We start from the raw sequence: 15313 nt of genomic DNA, 5'->3' as shown, positions 1-15313 counted from the left end.
GGCTTTTTTTATGCCCTTCTTTAATAATTTTGGAGGTGTCAAAATGAATATCGAAAGTATAATAAAGACTATCTTAGCAGCACTGGGAGGTGTACTATCGTACATCTTAGGAGGGTGGTCTCAGTTGTTATTTGTACTATTAGCATTTGTAATTATAGATTATATAACAGGCATTATAGCTGCAGGGATAGGAGGAAAGTTATCTAGCTCAGTAGGATTTAAAGGGATAGCAAAGAAAGTATTAATATTTACTCTTGTGGCGGTAGCAAATTTAATAGACATTAGCTTAGGAGACGGACATATAGTTAGAGATGCTACTATATTTTTCTACCTTGGTAACGAGCTTTTATCAATAATAGAAAATGTAGGTAGAGTGGGTATATCTGTTCCAGAACCAATAAAAAAAGCTGTTGGGATATTCAAAGGTAAGGAGAGAAAGCTAGAATGAAATATAGTGAAGTAAGAAAACAACACTTGCAAAAAGATAATAAGAAAAGAATAGGTAAAGCCTTAGATTTTCAATATATAACTGTACATAATACAGCTAATCCTACTTCTACAGCTAAGAATGAACGTGCATGGTTAGATAATCCACAAAATACTAGCACCACAGGCTGGCATATAGTAGTAGATGAGTTTGAGGCTATAGAGGCTATACCTCTTTCAGAAGTTGCATATCATGCAGGAGATGGAGCAAACGGACTAGGTAACACTAAATCTATAGGAATTGAAATTTGCGAATCAGGAGATTATGCTAAGACAGAACAGAATGCTGTAGAGCTAATAGCCTCTATACTAATAGAGAAAGACTGGGGAACAGATAGAGTAAAACCACATAAACATTGGAGTAGCAAACAATGTCCTAGAATAATCCTCCCATATTGGAATGATTTTATAAAGTGTATAGATGAAGAAGTGAAAAAAGAGAAAAGTAACGAAGTATCCTCGTGGGCCAAAGAGGCTCATACATGGATAGTAAAAGAAAAAATAAGTGATGGAACTAGACCAAAGGATCCTATAACAAGAGAAGAAGTATGGGCTATGCTACATAGAATTAGGATAGATAATTAGACTAGGGTTCAAAAACTCTAGTCTTTTTTTACTTTTAAAAATTCTAAAATCATGTAATAACATTCGATTCTTTAGATGTGTCATCAGAAGGTTTAATTTATGTAGTCAGAGTATTTTTAGTTTCTGCTTTTAAAATACAAAATTCTGCATAACATAGTAAGAAAGAGAGCATTAACATAGACTATTATGGAAAGGGGTACTAAATATAGATATTATAAAAGAATGGACTTATATATTGGAAAGGGTAAATTCTGCTATTGTAGATTATAAAAGTATACTGGAAAGTGATGAAATAACTTATGATATGAAAATGTATTGCTATGAAAAAATAAAGAGTAAGATAAAGTACAAAGAATTAATAGAAGAAACATTAAGGAAATTAACGAACATATAATATTAGAAACTTAGATGGAAATTACTCTTATATATTCTTGTAACTTTAGCACATAAAAAAATAGAAAGCTAGAATTAAGCTTTCTATTTTTTATGTGTGTCAATATCAAAGTACGAAGCTATGTTAAATCAAATCATAAATTACATCTAATTTTAAGTCATAACACTATGTTTTGCTTTTAATTAACCTAACCCCAAAAACAATTACAGAATATTATTACAAGTATCAAAAAGAAAAATAATAAACTACTGCCATTTCCAAATATACCAAGTTTAGATTCTGACATTACTACACCTCCTTATTCTTCCTAAAATTAAGTCTAGGTAATCAATGTTTGTTTCTAATAACAGTATATGTAATGATTTATAAATTGGTTTATGTTCTTTTTACAATAATCCTAGATTATAATACTTTTTATATAATTGACATGATTCGCCAAGATAAATAATTATTGAATATTTGTTGAAAAAAGAACAATAATATGATATATTAGTGAAAGTTGCTTTTAATTAAATTTTATGCAAAAAAGAAAAGCATAAAAACCTATTGACAATTATCAAATAATTTGTTATAGTAATAAGGTCGTCACTAATCGACAAGAAATGATACAAAAAATAGATTCAAAAAGCAATTGACAAGAAAATTCTAAAATGCTATACTAGACAAGTCGCTAAAGAAGCCTAATATGAACTTCTTGGTGATGGATTGTTAAATAGTAAAAAAAGAAATCAATTAGGTTTCAAAAAACTGTTGACAAATAAGCTCGAAAATGCTATGATATAAAAGTTGCTGAAAAAATGTGTCTTGATGAACATATAGTAGATGTGCTCCTTTAGACACTCATAACAATAGCCCTAACGGGCGAAATAATAGTTGGTCTTTGAAAACTGAACAGTGAGAAGTCACAAGCAAACATCCAAAATTTCAAATTTTGAGATACGCTTAAAAATACATGTCAACGTTATAACGAGTGACAGGAGAACAAAAAGCTTTTATATGAGAGTTTGATCCTGGCTCAGGATGAACGCTGGCGGCGTGCTTAACACATGCAAGTCGAACGAGCATGATATTCAACACTGAGTATTCAGACGAAATTCTTTTATGTCATCCTGAGCGATAGCGAAGGATCTCAGGCAAATAGAACTGAGTATTGAGTGTTGAATATTGTGTTAGTGGCGGACGGGTGAGTAACGCGTGGGAAACCTGCCCTATACAGGGGGATAGCCTCGGGAAACCGGGATTAATACCCCATGAAGCTCAAGTGTCGCATGATACGTGAGTCAAAGATTTATCGGTATGGGATGGTCCCGCGTCTGATTAGCTAGTTGGTGAGGTAACGGCTCACCAAGGCGACGATCAGTAGCCGGCCTGAGAGGGTGAACGGCCACACTGGAACTGAGACACGGTCCAGACTCCTACGGGAGGCAGCAGTGGGGAATATTGCACAATGGGGGAAACCCTGATGCAGCGACGCCGCGTGAGCGAAGAAGGCCTTCGGGTCGTAAAGCTCTGTCCTAAGGGAAGAAACGGACGGTACCTTAGGAGGAAGCCCCGGCTAACTACGTGCCAGCAGCCGCGGTAATACGTAGGGGGCGAGCGTTATCCGGAATTACTGGGCGTAAAGGGTGCGTAGGCGGCCTTTTAAGTCAGATGTGAAAGGCTACGGCTTAACCGTAGTTAGCATTTGAAACTAAAGGGCTTGAGTGCAGGAGAGGAGAGTGGAATTCCTAGTGTAGCGGTGAAATGCGTAGATATTAGGAGGAACACCAGTGGCGAAGGCGACTCTCTGGACTGCAACTGACGCTGATGCACGAAAGCGTGGGTAGCGAACAGGATTAGATACCCTGGTAGTCCACGCCGTAAACGATGAGTGCTAGGTGTTGGTGGAGACATCCATCAGTGCCGCAGCTAACGCATTAAGCACTCCGCCTGGGGAGTACGGTCGCAAGACTGAAACTCAAAGGAATTGACGGGGACCCGCACAAGCAGCGGAGCATGTGGTTTAATTCGACGCAACGCGAAGAACCTTACCAGGGCTTGACATCCCTCTGATCGGATTAGAGATAATCCTTTATCTTCGGATACAGAGGAGACAGGTGGTGCATGGTTGTCGTCAGCTCGTGTCGTGAGATGTTGGGTTAAGTCCCGCAACGAGCGCAACCCTTGCCTTTAGTTGATAACAGGTAAAGCTGATAACTCTAGAGGGACTGCCGGTGACAAACCGGAGGAAGGTGGGGATGACGTCAAATCATCATGCCCCTTATGTCCTGGGCTACACACGTGCTACAATGGTCGGTACAACGGGAAGCAAGACTGTGAAGTTAAGCAAATCCCAATAAGCCGATCCCAGTTCGGATTGTAGGCTGCAACTCGCCTACATGAAGTCGGAGTTGCTAGTAATCGCGAATCAGCACGTCGCGGTGAATGCGTTCCCGGGTCTTGTACACACCGCCCGTCACACCATGAGAGTCGGTAACACCCGAAGCCAGTGAGCTAACCTTAAAGGAGGCAGCTGTCGAAGGTGGGATCGATGATTGGGGTGAAGTCGTAACAAGGTAGCCGTATCGGAAGGTGCGGCTGGATCACCTCCTTTCTAAGGAGAAGTACCTTTTCACTGTTCAGTTTTGAGAGGCTAACAAAGTCTTTCAAATAGATAAAACTTAATAAAGAGAAAGAGAAACTAAAAGAGAATCTAAACAATTCTCATTTTTAACTCTCAACACTCAATAAAATATGGGGGTGTAGCTCAGTTGGGAGAGCACCTGCCTTGCAAGCAGGGGGTCAGGAGTTCGAATCTCCTCATCTCCACCATAATTATAGCTTTTGTTTATTGACATTAGTTATATGTGTCCGTAAGGACTGCCATTATGTGGGCTTGTAGCTCAGGTGGTTAGAGCGCACGCCTGATAAGCGTGAGGTCGGTGGTTCGAGTCCACCCAGGCCCACCACATAAAAGAAATCTCAGAAACTAAGATTTCTGGGTATCATTTGTACCTTGAAAACTACACAGCGTAAGAAAGTTTTAAAATCAAGACAGAAAAGATTGAAAAACTACAATTCAAACGGAAACTCAGAAACAAAGTTTCTGAGTACTACAATTACACCAAATCAAAGATTTGGGTAATTGCAGCATCTGGTCAAGATACTAAGAGCATAGGGTGAATGCCTTGGCACTAGGAGCCGAAGAAGGACGGGATAAGCACCGAAATGCTACGGGGAGTCGCAAGTAGACATAGATCCGTAGATATCCGAATGGGGAAACCCACCTAAGGAGAACCTTAGGAATCATCTACTGAATCCATAGGTAGATAGAAGGCAGACCAGGGGAACTGAAACATCTAAGTACCCTGAGGAAGAGAAAGAAACATCGATTCCCTAAGTAGCGGCGAGCGAACGGGGAAGAGCCCAAACCAGTAGAGGTAACTTTACTGGGGTTGCGGACCAGCATAACGGTAGGGAAAATCTATAGTAGAAGAGGTCTGGAAAGGCCCACCATAGAAGGTGAAAGTCCAGTATACGAAATAGATAACCCACCAGCTGAGATCCAGAGTACCACGAGACACGAGAAACCTTGTGGGAAGCAGGGGGGCCCACCCCCCAAGGCTAAATACTACCTAGTGACCGATAGAGAATAGTACCGTGAGGGAAAGGTGAAAAGAACCCCGGGAGGGGAGTGAAAAAGAACCTGAAACCCTATGTTTACAAGCAGTGGAAGTTCTATATATGAACGACCGCGTACTTTTTGTAGAACGGGCCAACGAGTTACGATATGCAGCAAGGTTAAGTACTTAAGGTATGGAGCCGTAGGGAAACCGAGTCTAAATAGGGCGATTAAGTTGCATGTCGTAGACCCGAAACCGGGTGACCTACCCATGGGCAGGTTGAAGTTGAGGTAAAACTCAATGGAGGACCGAACCGCTTAGCGTTTAAAAGCTATCGGATGACCTGTGGGTAGCGGTGAAATTCCAATCGAACCCGGATATAGCTGGTTCTCCTCGAAATAGCTTTAGGGCTAGCCTCAAGGAAAGTGACGTGGAGGTAGAGCACTGACTGGTCTAGGGGCGCGCATGCGTTACCAAAACCTATCAAACTCCGAATGCCACAGTCATATACTTGGGAGTCAGACTATGTGAGATAAGTTTCATAGTCAAAAGGGAAACAGCCCAGACCACCATCTAAGGTCCCAAAGTACAAGTTAAGTGGGAAAGGATGTAAGACTACACAGACAACCAGGATGTTGGCTTAGAAGCAGCCACACATTCAAAGAGTGCGTAATAGCTCACTGGTCGAGTGGTCTTGCGCCGAAGATTACCGGGGCTCAAACTAGTCACCGAAGATGTGGGATACGTAAGTATCGGTAGAGGAGCATTGTATACAGGTAGAAGCTATACCGAAAGGAGTAGTGGACAGTATACAAGAGAGAATGTTGGCATGAGTAGCGAGAGGTGAGTGAGAATCTCACCCATCGAAAGCCTAAGGTTTCCTGAGGAAGGCTCGTCCACTCAGGGTTAGTCGGGACCTAAGCCCAGGCCAAAAGGCGTAGGCGATGGACAACAGGTTGAAATTCCTGTACTACCAGAAGGCGCTAAAAGAGAAGGAGTGACGCAGGAGGATAGGTTAAGCACACCGTTGGTTGAGTGTGCCTAAGCAAGTAGGGAGTATCTAAAGGCAAATCCGTAGGTACAATATCCTGAGAAGTGATGGGGAGCGAAATACAAGTAGCGAACTAACTGAATCCACACTGCCAAGAAAAGCTTCTATCAAGCCTAAAGGTACCCGTACCGCAAACCGACACAGGTAGGCGAGGAGAGAATCCTAAGATGAGCGGAAGAACTCTTGTTAAGGAACTCGGCAAATTAACCCCGTAACTTCGGGAGAAGGGGTGCCGAGGGAGGTGAAGTGCAAGCCACATAAGCCTCCTTCGGCCGCAGTGAATAGGCCCAGGCGACTGTTTACCAAAAACACAGGTCTCTGCTAAATCGAAAGATGAAGTATAGGGGCTGACACCTGCCCGGTGCTGGAAGGTTAAGGGGAATGCTTAGCGCAAGCGAAGGTAAGAACTTAAGCCCCAGTAAACGGCGGCCGTAACTATAACGGTCCTAAGGTAGCGAAATTCCTTGTCGGGTAAGTTCCGACCCGCACGAAAGGTGTAACGATCTGGGCACTGTCTCAACAAGAGATCCGGTGAAATTGTAGTACTCGTGAAGATGCGAGTTACCCGCGACTAGACGGAAAGACCCCGTGGAGCTTTACTGCAAGCTGACATTGGATTTTGGTATCCTATGTACAGAATAGGTGGGAGACAGAGAAATCAGTGCGCCAGCATTGGTGGAGTCGTCGTTGGGATACCACCCTTATGATACTGAAGTTCTAACCATAGGCCATGAAACTGGTTTTGGGACACTGTCAGTTGGGCAGTTTGACTGGGGCGGTCGCCTCCTAAAAAGTAACGGAGGCGCTCAAAGGTTCCCTCAGCACGGTCGGAAATCGTGCGAAGAGTGTAAAGGCAGAAGGGAGCTTGACTGCGAGACCCACAAGTCGAGCAGGAACGAAAGTTGGACTTAGTGATCCGGTGGCGCCGAGTGGAAGGGCCATCGCTCAACGGATAAAAGCTACCCCGGGGATAACAGGCTTATCTCCCCCAAGAGTCCACATCGACGGGGAGGTTTGGCACCTCGATGTCGGCTCGTCTCATCCTGGAGCTGTAGCAGGTTCCAAGGGTTGGGCTGTTCGCCCATTAAAGAGGCACGCGAGCTGGGTTCAGAACGTCGTGAGACAGTTCGGTCCCTATCTGTCGTGGGCGTAGGAAATTTGAAAGGAGCTGTTCCTAGTACGAGAGGACCGGAATGGACAGACCACTAGTGTATCAGTTGTCCTGCCAAGGGCATGGCTGAGTAGCCAAGTCTGGTAGGGATAAGCGCTGAAGGCATCTAAGCGCGAAGCCCCCCTTAAGAAAAGATTTCCCATCTGGTAAACAGAGTAAGACCCCAGAAAGACTAACTGGTTGATAGGTCGTAGGTGTAAGAGCAGCAATGCTTTAAGCTAAACGATACTAATAGGTCGAGGGCTTGACCAGAAATATGGACGCTGTGTAGTTTTTAAGGTACAAATAAATACCTTAAAACTAAATATATATAAGCTCTGAACAAATGATTTAGGGCATAAATCCAGTGACAATAGCGAAGGGGTCACACCTGTTCCCATACCGAACACAGAAGTTAAGCCCTTCAGCGCTGATGGTACTTGGTGGGAAACCGCCTGGGAGAGTAGGGCGTTGCTGGATGGTATTCCTGGGTAGCTCAACGGCGGAGCAACCGGCTGTTAACCGGTAGGTTGTGGGTTCGAGTCCCACCCTAGGAGCCAGCAAAATGCCGGGGTGGCGGAACAGGCAGACGCACAGGACTTAAAATCCTGCGATCCCCAAAGATCGTACCGGTTCGATTCCGGTTCCCGGCACCAGCTATTATATTTGTCCCTAGGACAATAGTTAAGAGTGTTGTAAGGATTAACTATGATAAATAATAAGGCCCTATGGTCAAGCGGTTAAGACATCGCCCTTTCACGGCGGTAACCCGGGTTCGAATCCCGGTAGGGTCACCAACTTTAGTATCTGTCCGTCAGGACAACATTTAGGAGTGTCTGTAAAGATCACATAAATTCAATATTTAAAATTTTATGGGTGCATAGCTCAGCTGGGAGAGCACCTGCCTTACAAGCAGGGGGTCATAGGTTCGAGCCCTATTGCGCCCACCATAAATAATTGACATTTTGGCCTGGTAGTTCAGTTGGTTAGAATGCCAGCCTGTCACGCTGGAGGTCGAGGGTTCGAGTCCCTTCCAGGTCGCCAATAGTTTTTAATATGTAAAGCAATATGCTGGTGTAGCTCAATTGGCATAAGCAGAGAACCCAAACCATGCTTTTAGTTTGGTGTGAATCGCTTAGTTGCTTATAAGGAGTTAATGCAGTAAAAAAAGTTAATCCGAGAAGTAAAGACAATGTGCTGGTGTAGCTCAATCGGCAGAGCAACTGACTTGTAATCAGTAGGTTGAGGGTTCAATTCCTTTCACCAGCTCCATTATGACCTAACCTAATTTGCGAAGCAAATTAAAGGTAGATCAAACGCAATGAGCACCAAAATTGTGTTACTAGACTGTAAAATATGGAGGGGTTCCCGAGTTGGCCAAAGGGGACGGACTGTAAATCCGTTAGCTGTGCTTTCACTGGTTCGAATCCAGTCCCCTCCACCAAAAATAAATACATGCGGGTGTAGCTCAGTGGTATAAGCAGAGAACCCAAACCATGCTTTTGGTTTGGTGTGAATCGCTTAGGTGTCCCAGAAACAAGCCGCAACTAAAGTAAGTAATATATAGAGTTACTAATACATGCGGGTGTAGCTCAGTGGTAGAGCCCCAGCCTTCCAAGCTGGTTGCGAGGGTCCGATTCCCTTCACCCGCTCCATAAAAAGTAACATATAATTATATCCAATAAGAGCAAAAATAATATGTACCCATAGCTCAGTAGGATAGAGCAACGGCCTTCTAAGCCGTGTGTCCGGGGTTCGAATCCCTGTGGGTACGCCATAATAATCCTAGTGGACATTGCTACAGCTGTCTCAAGGAAAAATAATTGTTGGGGTATAGCCAAGTCGGTAAGGCACCAGACTTTGACTCTGGCATTCGTAGGTTCGAGTCCTGCTACCCCAGCCAGTATAATCTGCTAACATTGACCCATTAGCTCAGTCGGCAGAGCACCTGACTTTTAATCAGGGTGTCCCGCGTTCGAATCGCGGATGGGTCACCATTAAACAAATAACATGGAGGGGTACCGAAGCGGTCATAACGGGGCGGTCTTGAAAACCGTTAGGGTGCAAGCCCACGTGGGTTCGAATCCCACCCCCTCCGCCAAAATAATATGGAGAAGTACTCAAGTGGCTGAAGAGGCTCCCCTGCTAAGGGAGTAGGTCTCGTTTAGGGGCGCGAGGGTTCAAATCCCTCCTTCTCCGCCATTCGGCTGGATATATTTCATACTAAATCGGGGTGTAGCGCAGTTTGGTAGCGCACGTGGTTTGGGACCATGGGGCCGGGGGTTCGAGTCCCTCCACCCCGACCAATAATAGAAATATAATTAGTCGTGATATTATATGAGGGCCTTTAGCTCAGTTGGTTAGAGCGTCCGGCTCATAACCGGCAGGTCCGGGGTTCGAATCCCTGAAGGCCCACCATTATTATTTGCCCAGATAGCTCAGTAGGTAGAGCAGGGGACTGAAAATCCCCGTGTCGGTGGTTCGATTCCGCCTCTGGGCACCAATTAAAGACCCTTGTCGTTATAGAAAATGATGGGGGTTTTTTAATCACCACAAGCAATACCTTAAATTACCAAGCAAATACTATTGACATAATCAATCCTATATGATAATATATATTTTGTCGCTAAGTTAAAAATTAATTAGCCATGAGTATTCCTGGGTAGCTCAATGGCGGAGCAACCGGCTGTTAACCGGTAGGTTGTGGGTTCGAGTCCCACCCTAGGAGCCAATAAATATATTTAAATCATCGCGGGGTGGAGCAGCTGGTAGCTCGTCGGGCTCATAACCCGGAGGTCGTCGGTTCAAATCCGGCCCCCGCAACCATAAAATTCATATTTAGGACAAAAATTAAGATTGTCTGTAGGAGAAACCATTATATCAGTATAAGTGCAGGTAATAAACAGAAGCCTGATAAGGACAATTAAAATGATAATGGCCCTATGGTCAAGCGGTTAAGACATCGCCCTCTCACGGCGGTAACCCGGGTTCGAATCCCGGTAGGGTCACCAACTTTAGTATCTGTCCGTCAGGACAACATTTAGGAGTGTCTGTAAAGATCACATAAATTCAATATTTAAAATTTTATGGGCGCATAGCTCAGCTGGGAGAGCACCTGCCTTACAAGCAGGGGGTCATAGGTTCGAGCCCTATTGCGCCCACCATAAATAATTGACATTTTGGCCTGGTAGTTCAGTTGGTTAGAATGCCAGCCTGTCACGCTGGAGGTCGAGGGTTCGAGTCCCTTCCAGGTCGCCAATAGTTTTTAATATGTAAAGCAATATGCTGGTGTAGCTCAATTGGCATAAGCAGAGAACCCAAACCATGCTTTTAGTTTGGTGTGAATCGCTTAGTTGCTTATAAGGAGTTAATGCAGTAAAAAAAGTTAATCCGAGAAGTAAAGACAATGTGCTGGTGTAGCTCAATCGGCAGAGCAACTGACTTGTAATCAGTAGGTTGAGGGTTCAATTCCTTTCACCAGCTCCATTATGACCTAACCTAATTTGCGAAGCAAATTAAAGGTAGATCAAACGCAATGAGCACCAAAATTGTGTTACTAGACTGTAAAATATGGAGGGGTTCCCGAGTTGGCCAAAGGGGACGGACTGTAAATCCGTTAGCTGTGCTTTCACTGGTTCGAATCCAGTCCCCTCCACCAAAAAATAAATACATGCGGGTGTAGCTCAGTGGTATAAGCAGAGAACCCAAACCATGCTTTTGGTTTGGTGTGAATCGCTTAGGTGTCCCAGAAACAAGCCGCAACTAAAGTAAGTAATATATAGAGTTACTAATACATGCGGGTGTAGCTCAGTGGTAGAGCCCCAGCCTTCCAAGCTGGTTGCGAGGGTCCGATTCCCTTCACCCGCTCCATAAAAAGTAACATATAATTATATCCAATAAGAGCAAAAATAATATGTACCCATAGCTCAGTAGGATAGAGCAACGGCCTTCTAAGCCGTGTGTCCGGGGTTCGAATCCCTGTGGGTACGCCATAATAATCCTAGTGGACATTGCTACAGCTGTCTCAAGGAAAAATAATTGTTGGGGTATAGCCAAGTCGGTAAGGCACCAGACTTTGACTCTGGCATTCGTAGGTTCGAGTCCTGCTACCCCAGCCAGTATAATCTGCTAACATTGACCCATTAGCTCAGTCGGCATAAGCAGGGGACCCAAATCATGCTTTTGATTTGGGGTACATCGCTTAGTTGCTTAGAATGAGTTAGCATAATAAAGTAGTGAATCCGAGAAATAAATTAAAATTGACCCATTAGCTCAGTCGGCAGAGCACCTGACTTTTAATCAGGGTGTCCCGCGTTCGAATCGCGGATGGGTCACCATTAAACAAATAACATGGAGGGGTACCGAAGCGGTCATAACGGGGCGGTCTTGAAAACCGTTAGGGTGCAAGCCCACGTGGGTTCGAATCCCACCCCCTCCGCCAAAATAATATGGAGAAGTACTCAAGTGGCTGAAGAGGCTCCCCTGCTAAGGGAGTAGGTCTCGTTTAGGGGCGCGAGGGTTCAAATCCCTCCTTCTCCGCCATGTTTTTTTAGGGCCTTTAGCTCAGTTGGTTAGAGCGTCCGGCTCATAACCGGCAGGTCCGGGGTTCGAATCCCTGAAGGCCCACCATTAAGTAATTAAATTAAAGGCATAATTAAGTTGGTGGAATGTAGGCATTCAAAGCTATTATTCTACCTAAGATATAGGGGTGTGGTGAAGTGGTATCACACTGGTCTCCAAAACCATTAGTGGGGGTTCGATTCCCTCCACCCCTGCCAATTTTATAATAAAATATTACAATGATCGGGGTGTAGCGCAGTTTGGTAGCGCACGTGGTTTGGGACCATGGGGCCGGGGGTTCGAGTCCCTCCACCCCGACCAATAAAAATGATGGGCTTGTAGCTCAGGTGGTTAGAGCGCACGCCTGATAAGCGTGAGGTCGGTGGTTCGAGTCCACCCAGGCCCACCATCAATAATTTTCCCATTAGATACTAATTATATACTTCATATTTATGAGGGCCTTTAGCTCAGTTGGTTAGAGCGTCCGGCTCATAACCGGCAGGTCCGGGGTTCGAATCCCTGAAGGCCCACCATAATAATCATTTGCCCAGATAGCTCAGTAGGTAGAGCAGGGGACTGAAAATCCCCGTGTCGGTGGTTCGATTCCGCCTCTGGGCACCAAAAAAAGTTTAAGCGAGATTAGATAATCTCGCTTAAACTTTTTTTGGTATCTATTGTCTTATACATAGAATATTACCTTTCCCTATACTACATTTCTTAATATTCCACATATTATTGAAAAGTTTTACTTACATTTTACATAACCTTACCTCTTCTTTTTACTTATATAAATTATAATGACATTGAAAACAAAATAAAGGAGAGTATAAAACATGAAAAAAACAATATCTGCTATGTTACTTTTAGTATTGGCTTCAACCTTATTTATAGGATGCTCTAAATCAGAAGACGGATTCAATACAAGTAAAGATATCTCAGTTATATCTAGAGAGGATGGTTCCGGAACAAGAGGAGCATTTATAGAGCTTTTTAAAATTGAAGAAAAGGATAGCGATGGAAAAAAAATAGATAAGACAACTAAGGAAGCTACTATTGCAAACAAAACTGATGTTATGTTGACTAATGTTTCAGGTGATCTTTATGCAATAGGATACGTTTCTATGGGTTCATTAAATGATAGTGTAAAAGCATTAGATATTGATAATGCTGCTGCAAATGTAGAAAATATTAAAAATGGAACCTATAAAATTTCTCGTCCATTTAATATAGCAATAAAAGGCGAGGCAACTGGACTGAAGAAAGATTTCATTGATTTCATACTGAGTGCTGATGGACAATCAGTAGTAGCTAAAAGCTACATTCAAATTAATGATAGTGCACTTGCTTATAGCGGTACTAAACCAAGCGGTAAGATTGTAGTAGCAGGTTCTTCTTCTGTAACTCCTATAATGGAGAAATTAAAAGAAGCTTATATATCTGTTAATCCCAATGCTAATATTGAAATTCAACAAAGTGACTCAACAACAGGAATTCAAGCAGTGATTGATGGAACTTGCGATATAGGTATGGCATCTCGTGAATTAAAAGATAGCGAAAAGGCAAGCTTAACACCTATTGAAATTGCATTGGATGGTATTGCTGTTATAGTCAATACTGATAATCCATTAGACAATATTTCTAGTGATGAAGTAAAGAGTATTTTTACAGGAAGTTTTACTAGCTGGAATGAAGTAATTAAAGAAACAAAATAATGGAATTATTGAAATAAAGTCAAATAAACCCTTTATGTTTAGGAGAAAAATATGAAAAATTTCAAAGAAGTATTAATGAAAAATGTATTTTTAATCGCTGCTCTAGCTTCTATTATTGCCGTAGCATTAATTTGTATTTTTCTGTTCGCTAACGGTATTCCTGCTATGAGCAAGATAGGTGTATTTCAATTTCTTTTAGGAAAAGATTGGTCACCAGGAAATGAGCCAGCGGCTTATGGTATCTTTCCAATGATACTTGGCAGCATATATGTTACCATAGGTGCACTTATTATTGGTGCACCAATTGGTGTTTTAACAGCTGTTTTCATGGCTAAATTTTGTCCAAAAAAAATCCATAAAATTTTAAAACCAGCAGTAGGATTGTTGGCGGGAATCCCCTCAGTTGTATATGGATTTTTTGGACTTGTAGTAATAGTTCCATTTGTAAGAAATGTATTTGGTGGTAATGGAAGCAGCATATTAACAGCCTCTATTTTACTTGGAATTATGATACTACCTACTATAATTGAAGTAAGCGAGTCGGCCATTCGTGCTGTTCCTGATAGCTATTATGAAGGGGCATTATCATTAGGAGCAAGTAGAGAGAGAAGTATATTTTTCGCGACTCTACCTGCTGCAAAATCAGGAATAATTGCAAGTATAGTGCTTGGAATTGGAAGGGCAATCGGTGAGACTATGGCTGTAATTATGGTAGCAGGAAATCAAGCGAGAATGCCAGCAGGATTATTGAAGGGTATTAGAACCTTAACAGCTAATATTGTTATAGAAATGGGTTATGCGGCCGATTTGCATCGAGGAGCACTTATTGCTACAGCAGTAGTGCTGTTCGCATTTATTCTCATCATCAATTTTATTTTTTCGATGCTAACAAGGAGGAAAATATAATGGAGCATATTAACAAACAGACTTTTAAGAGTCAGGTAAAGGCATATAAGAAAAACCCATTATCTATGATACTGTTTTTGATGGTGACAATATCAGCTATTCTGACTTTTACAATCCTATTATTTCTAATTGGTTATATGTTAATTAAAGGTGTTCCACATATTTCCCTTGATCTTTTTTCGTGGAAATATACTACAGAAAATGTTTCTCTTATGCCAGCTATAATAAATACCATAATTATGGTTGTGCTGTCATTGCTTATAGCAGTTCCATTAGGAATCTTTTCAGCAATTTATTTGATAGAGTATGCTAAACGTGGCAACAGAATTACTAGAATAGTCCGATTAACTACAGAAACCCTTTCGGGTATACCTTCTATAGTATATGGATTATTTGGATTGCTATTTTTTGTAACAACACTTGGATGGGGTTTTTCATTGCTGGCTGGTGCCTTTACCCTTGCTATTATGATATTGCCACTAATTATGCGTACTACTGAAGAAGCATTAAAAGCAGTACCTGATTCATTTCGTGAAGGTAGCTATGGTCTGGGTGCTGGAAAATTAAGAACTGTATTTAGAATCGTGCTGCCATCTGCTCTTCCTGGAATATTGGCAGGAATTATTCTTGCCATTGGGAGAATTGTTGGAGAAACAGCGGCACTAATGTATACGGCAGGTACTGTAGCTGAAATACCATCAAATTTACTTTCCTCAGGACGGACCCTTGCCATTCATATGTACGCACTTTCTAGCGAAGGATTGCATACTGATAAGGCGTATGCTACAGCTGTAGTATTACTTATTATAGTTTTATTTATCAACTGGCTTTCAGCATACGTGGCGAAAAAAATAGTGAAAGGATAAC

At 42.6% G+C, this 15313-nt stretch carries 6 protein-coding genes, 37 tRNA genes and 3 rRNA genes; all 46 read left to right on the top strand.

Features of this window, described 5'->3' with window-relative positions:
- The first annotated feature begins 43 nt into the window (after positions 1-43).
- The 46 genes from QO263_RS14775 (at position 44) to pstA (ending at position 15312) form a co-directional block, all read left to right on the top strand.
- On the top strand, positions 44-448 hold the full coding sequence (locus tag QO263_RS14775; protein ID WP_285622992.1) for a phage holin family protein: 405 nt from the start codon (positions 44-46) through the stop codon (positions 446-448).
- Positions 445-1071: a peptidoglycan recognition protein family protein gene (locus QO263_RS14770; protein WP_285622990.1), complete on the top strand. Its 627-nt coding sequence runs from the start codon at positions 445-447 to the stop codon at positions 1069-1071. Before QO263_RS14775 ends, QO263_RS14770 begins: the two co-directional genes overlap by 4 nt.
- Before the next feature lie 235 nt (positions 1072-1306).
- Positions 1307-1465 carry a hypothetical protein gene (locus tag QO263_RS14765; RefSeq protein WP_285622988.1) on the top strand — a complete coding sequence of 53 codons (159 nt, stop codon included), beginning with the start codon at positions 1307-1309 and terminating at the stop codon, positions 1463-1465.
- A gap of 992 nt (positions 1466-2457) precedes the next feature.
- A 16S ribosomal RNA gene (locus QO263_RS14760) occupies positions 2458-4058 on the top strand.
- 142 nt (positions 4059-4200) lie between these two features.
- A tRNA-Ala gene (locus QO263_RS14755) sits at positions 4201-4276 on the top strand.
- Positions 4277-4336: 60 nt separating this feature from the next.
- A tRNA-Ile gene (locus QO263_RS14750) sits at positions 4337-4413 on the top strand.
- Positions 4414-4600: 187 nt separating this feature from the next.
- Positions 4601-7541: ribosomal RNA gene (locus QO263_RS14745) — 23S ribosomal RNA — on the top strand.
- A gap of 90 nt (positions 7542-7631) precedes the next feature.
- Positions 7632-7748: ribosomal RNA gene (gene rrf, locus QO263_RS14740) — 5S ribosomal RNA — on the top strand.
- Together the 16S, 23S and 5S rRNA genes with 37 tRNA genes alongside form the textbook arrangement of a ribosomal RNA operon.
- Before the next feature lie 5 nt (positions 7749-7753).
- Positions 7754-7828 (top strand) — tRNA-Asn (locus tag QO263_RS14735).
- Between the two features lie 7 nt (positions 7829-7835).
- A tRNA-Leu gene (locus QO263_RS14730) sits at positions 7836-7924 on the top strand.
- Positions 7925-7990: 66 nt separating this feature from the next.
- Positions 7991-8065, top strand: a tRNA-Glu gene (locus QO263_RS14725).
- A gap of 77 nt (positions 8066-8142) precedes the next feature.
- Positions 8143-8218: transfer RNA gene (locus QO263_RS14720), tRNA-Val, on the top strand.
- A gap of 17 nt (positions 8219-8235) precedes the next feature.
- Positions 8236-8312 (top strand) — tRNA-Asp (locus QO263_RS14715).
- 152 nt (positions 8313-8464) lie between these two features.
- Positions 8465-8540: transfer RNA gene (locus QO263_RS14710), tRNA-Thr, on the top strand.
- 86 nt (positions 8541-8626) lie between these two features.
- Positions 8627-8712, top strand: a tRNA-Tyr gene (locus tag QO263_RS14705).
- Positions 8713-8849: 137 nt separating this feature from the next.
- Positions 8850-8923: transfer RNA gene (locus QO263_RS14700), tRNA-Gly, on the top strand.
- A 45-nt stretch (positions 8924-8968) separates the two neighbouring features.
- Positions 8969-9045 (top strand) — tRNA-Arg (locus QO263_RS14695).
- 50 nt (positions 9046-9095) lie between these two features.
- Positions 9096-9171 (top strand) — tRNA-Gln (locus tag QO263_RS14690).
- A gap of 18 nt (positions 9172-9189) precedes the next feature.
- Positions 9190-9265: transfer RNA gene (locus QO263_RS14685), tRNA-Lys, on the top strand.
- 15 nt (positions 9266-9280) lie between these two features.
- Positions 9281-9369 (top strand) — tRNA-Ser (locus QO263_RS14680).
- A 9-nt stretch (positions 9370-9378) separates the two neighbouring features.
- Positions 9379-9470: transfer RNA gene (locus tag QO263_RS14675), tRNA-Ser, on the top strand.
- A gap of 27 nt (positions 9471-9497) precedes the next feature.
- Positions 9498-9574: transfer RNA gene (locus tag QO263_RS14670), tRNA-Pro, on the top strand.
- Between the two features lie 35 nt (positions 9575-9609).
- A tRNA-Ile gene (locus tag QO263_RS14665) sits at positions 9610-9686 on the top strand.
- Between the two features lie 9 nt (positions 9687-9695).
- Positions 9696-9771, top strand: a tRNA-Phe gene (locus QO263_RS14660).
- A gap of 153 nt (positions 9772-9924) precedes the next feature.
- Positions 9925-9999: transfer RNA gene (locus QO263_RS14655), tRNA-Asn, on the top strand.
- 19 nt (positions 10000-10018) lie between these two features.
- A tRNA-Met gene (locus QO263_RS14650) sits at positions 10019-10094 on the top strand.
- Between the two features lie 110 nt (positions 10095-10204).
- Positions 10205-10279, top strand: a tRNA-Glu gene (locus QO263_RS14645).
- 77 nt (positions 10280-10356) lie between these two features.
- Positions 10357-10432 (top strand) — tRNA-Val (locus QO263_RS14640).
- A gap of 17 nt (positions 10433-10449) precedes the next feature.
- Positions 10450-10526 (top strand) — tRNA-Asp (locus tag QO263_RS14635).
- 152 nt (positions 10527-10678) lie between these two features.
- Positions 10679-10754, top strand: a tRNA-Thr gene (locus QO263_RS14630).
- A gap of 86 nt (positions 10755-10840) precedes the next feature.
- Positions 10841-10926, top strand: a tRNA-Tyr gene (locus tag QO263_RS14625).
- A gap of 138 nt (positions 10927-11064) precedes the next feature.
- Positions 11065-11138: transfer RNA gene (locus QO263_RS14620), tRNA-Gly, on the top strand.
- A gap of 45 nt (positions 11139-11183) precedes the next feature.
- Positions 11184-11260: transfer RNA gene (locus tag QO263_RS14615), tRNA-Arg, on the top strand.
- A gap of 50 nt (positions 11261-11310) precedes the next feature.
- Positions 11311-11386 (top strand) — tRNA-Gln (locus QO263_RS14610).
- A 143-nt stretch (positions 11387-11529) separates the two neighbouring features.
- Positions 11530-11605: transfer RNA gene (locus QO263_RS14605), tRNA-Lys, on the top strand.
- Positions 11606-11620: 15 nt separating this feature from the next.
- A tRNA-Ser gene (locus QO263_RS14600) sits at positions 11621-11709 on the top strand.
- A gap of 9 nt (positions 11710-11718) precedes the next feature.
- Positions 11719-11810: transfer RNA gene (locus QO263_RS14595), tRNA-Ser, on the top strand.
- 10 nt (positions 11811-11820) lie between these two features.
- Positions 11821-11897, top strand: a tRNA-Ile gene (locus tag QO263_RS14590).
- A 75-nt stretch (positions 11898-11972) separates the two neighbouring features.
- Positions 11973-12046 (top strand) — tRNA-Trp (locus QO263_RS14585).
- A 26-nt stretch (positions 12047-12072) separates the two neighbouring features.
- Positions 12073-12149, top strand: a tRNA-Pro gene (locus QO263_RS14580).
- A gap of 11 nt (positions 12150-12160) precedes the next feature.
- Positions 12161-12237, top strand: a tRNA-Ile gene (locus tag QO263_RS14575).
- Between the two features lie 47 nt (positions 12238-12284).
- Positions 12285-12361 (top strand) — tRNA-Ile (locus tag QO263_RS14570).
- A gap of 12 nt (positions 12362-12373) precedes the next feature.
- Positions 12374-12449: transfer RNA gene (locus QO263_RS14565), tRNA-Phe, on the top strand.
- A gap of 212 nt (positions 12450-12661) precedes the next feature.
- Entirely contained in the window at positions 12662-13540 is an 879-nt protein-coding gene (locus tag QO263_RS14560) for a substrate-binding domain-containing protein (protein ID WP_285622984.1), read from the top strand.
- 51 nt (positions 13541-13591) lie between these two features.
- Positions 13592-14446: a phosphate ABC transporter permease subunit PstC gene (gene pstC, locus QO263_RS14555; protein ID WP_285622981.1), complete on the top strand. Its 855-nt coding sequence runs from the start codon at positions 13592-13594 to the stop codon at positions 14444-14446.
- On the top strand, positions 14446-15312 hold the full coding sequence (pstA, locus tag QO263_RS14550; RefSeq protein WP_285622978.1) for a phosphate ABC transporter permease PstA: 867 nt from the start codon (positions 14446-14448) through the stop codon (positions 15310-15312). The genes pstC and pstA overlap by 1 nt, the downstream gene beginning before the upstream one ends.
- Position 15313 lies beyond the last annotated feature (1 nt).

Origin of the sequence: Proteiniborus sp. MB09-C3, from assembly GCF_030263895.1 — a bacterium.
Classification (GTDB): Bacteria; Bacillota; Clostridia; order Tissierellales; family Proteiniboraceae; genus Proteiniborus.
This window is presented reverse-complemented; position numbering and strand designations above follow the sequence as displayed.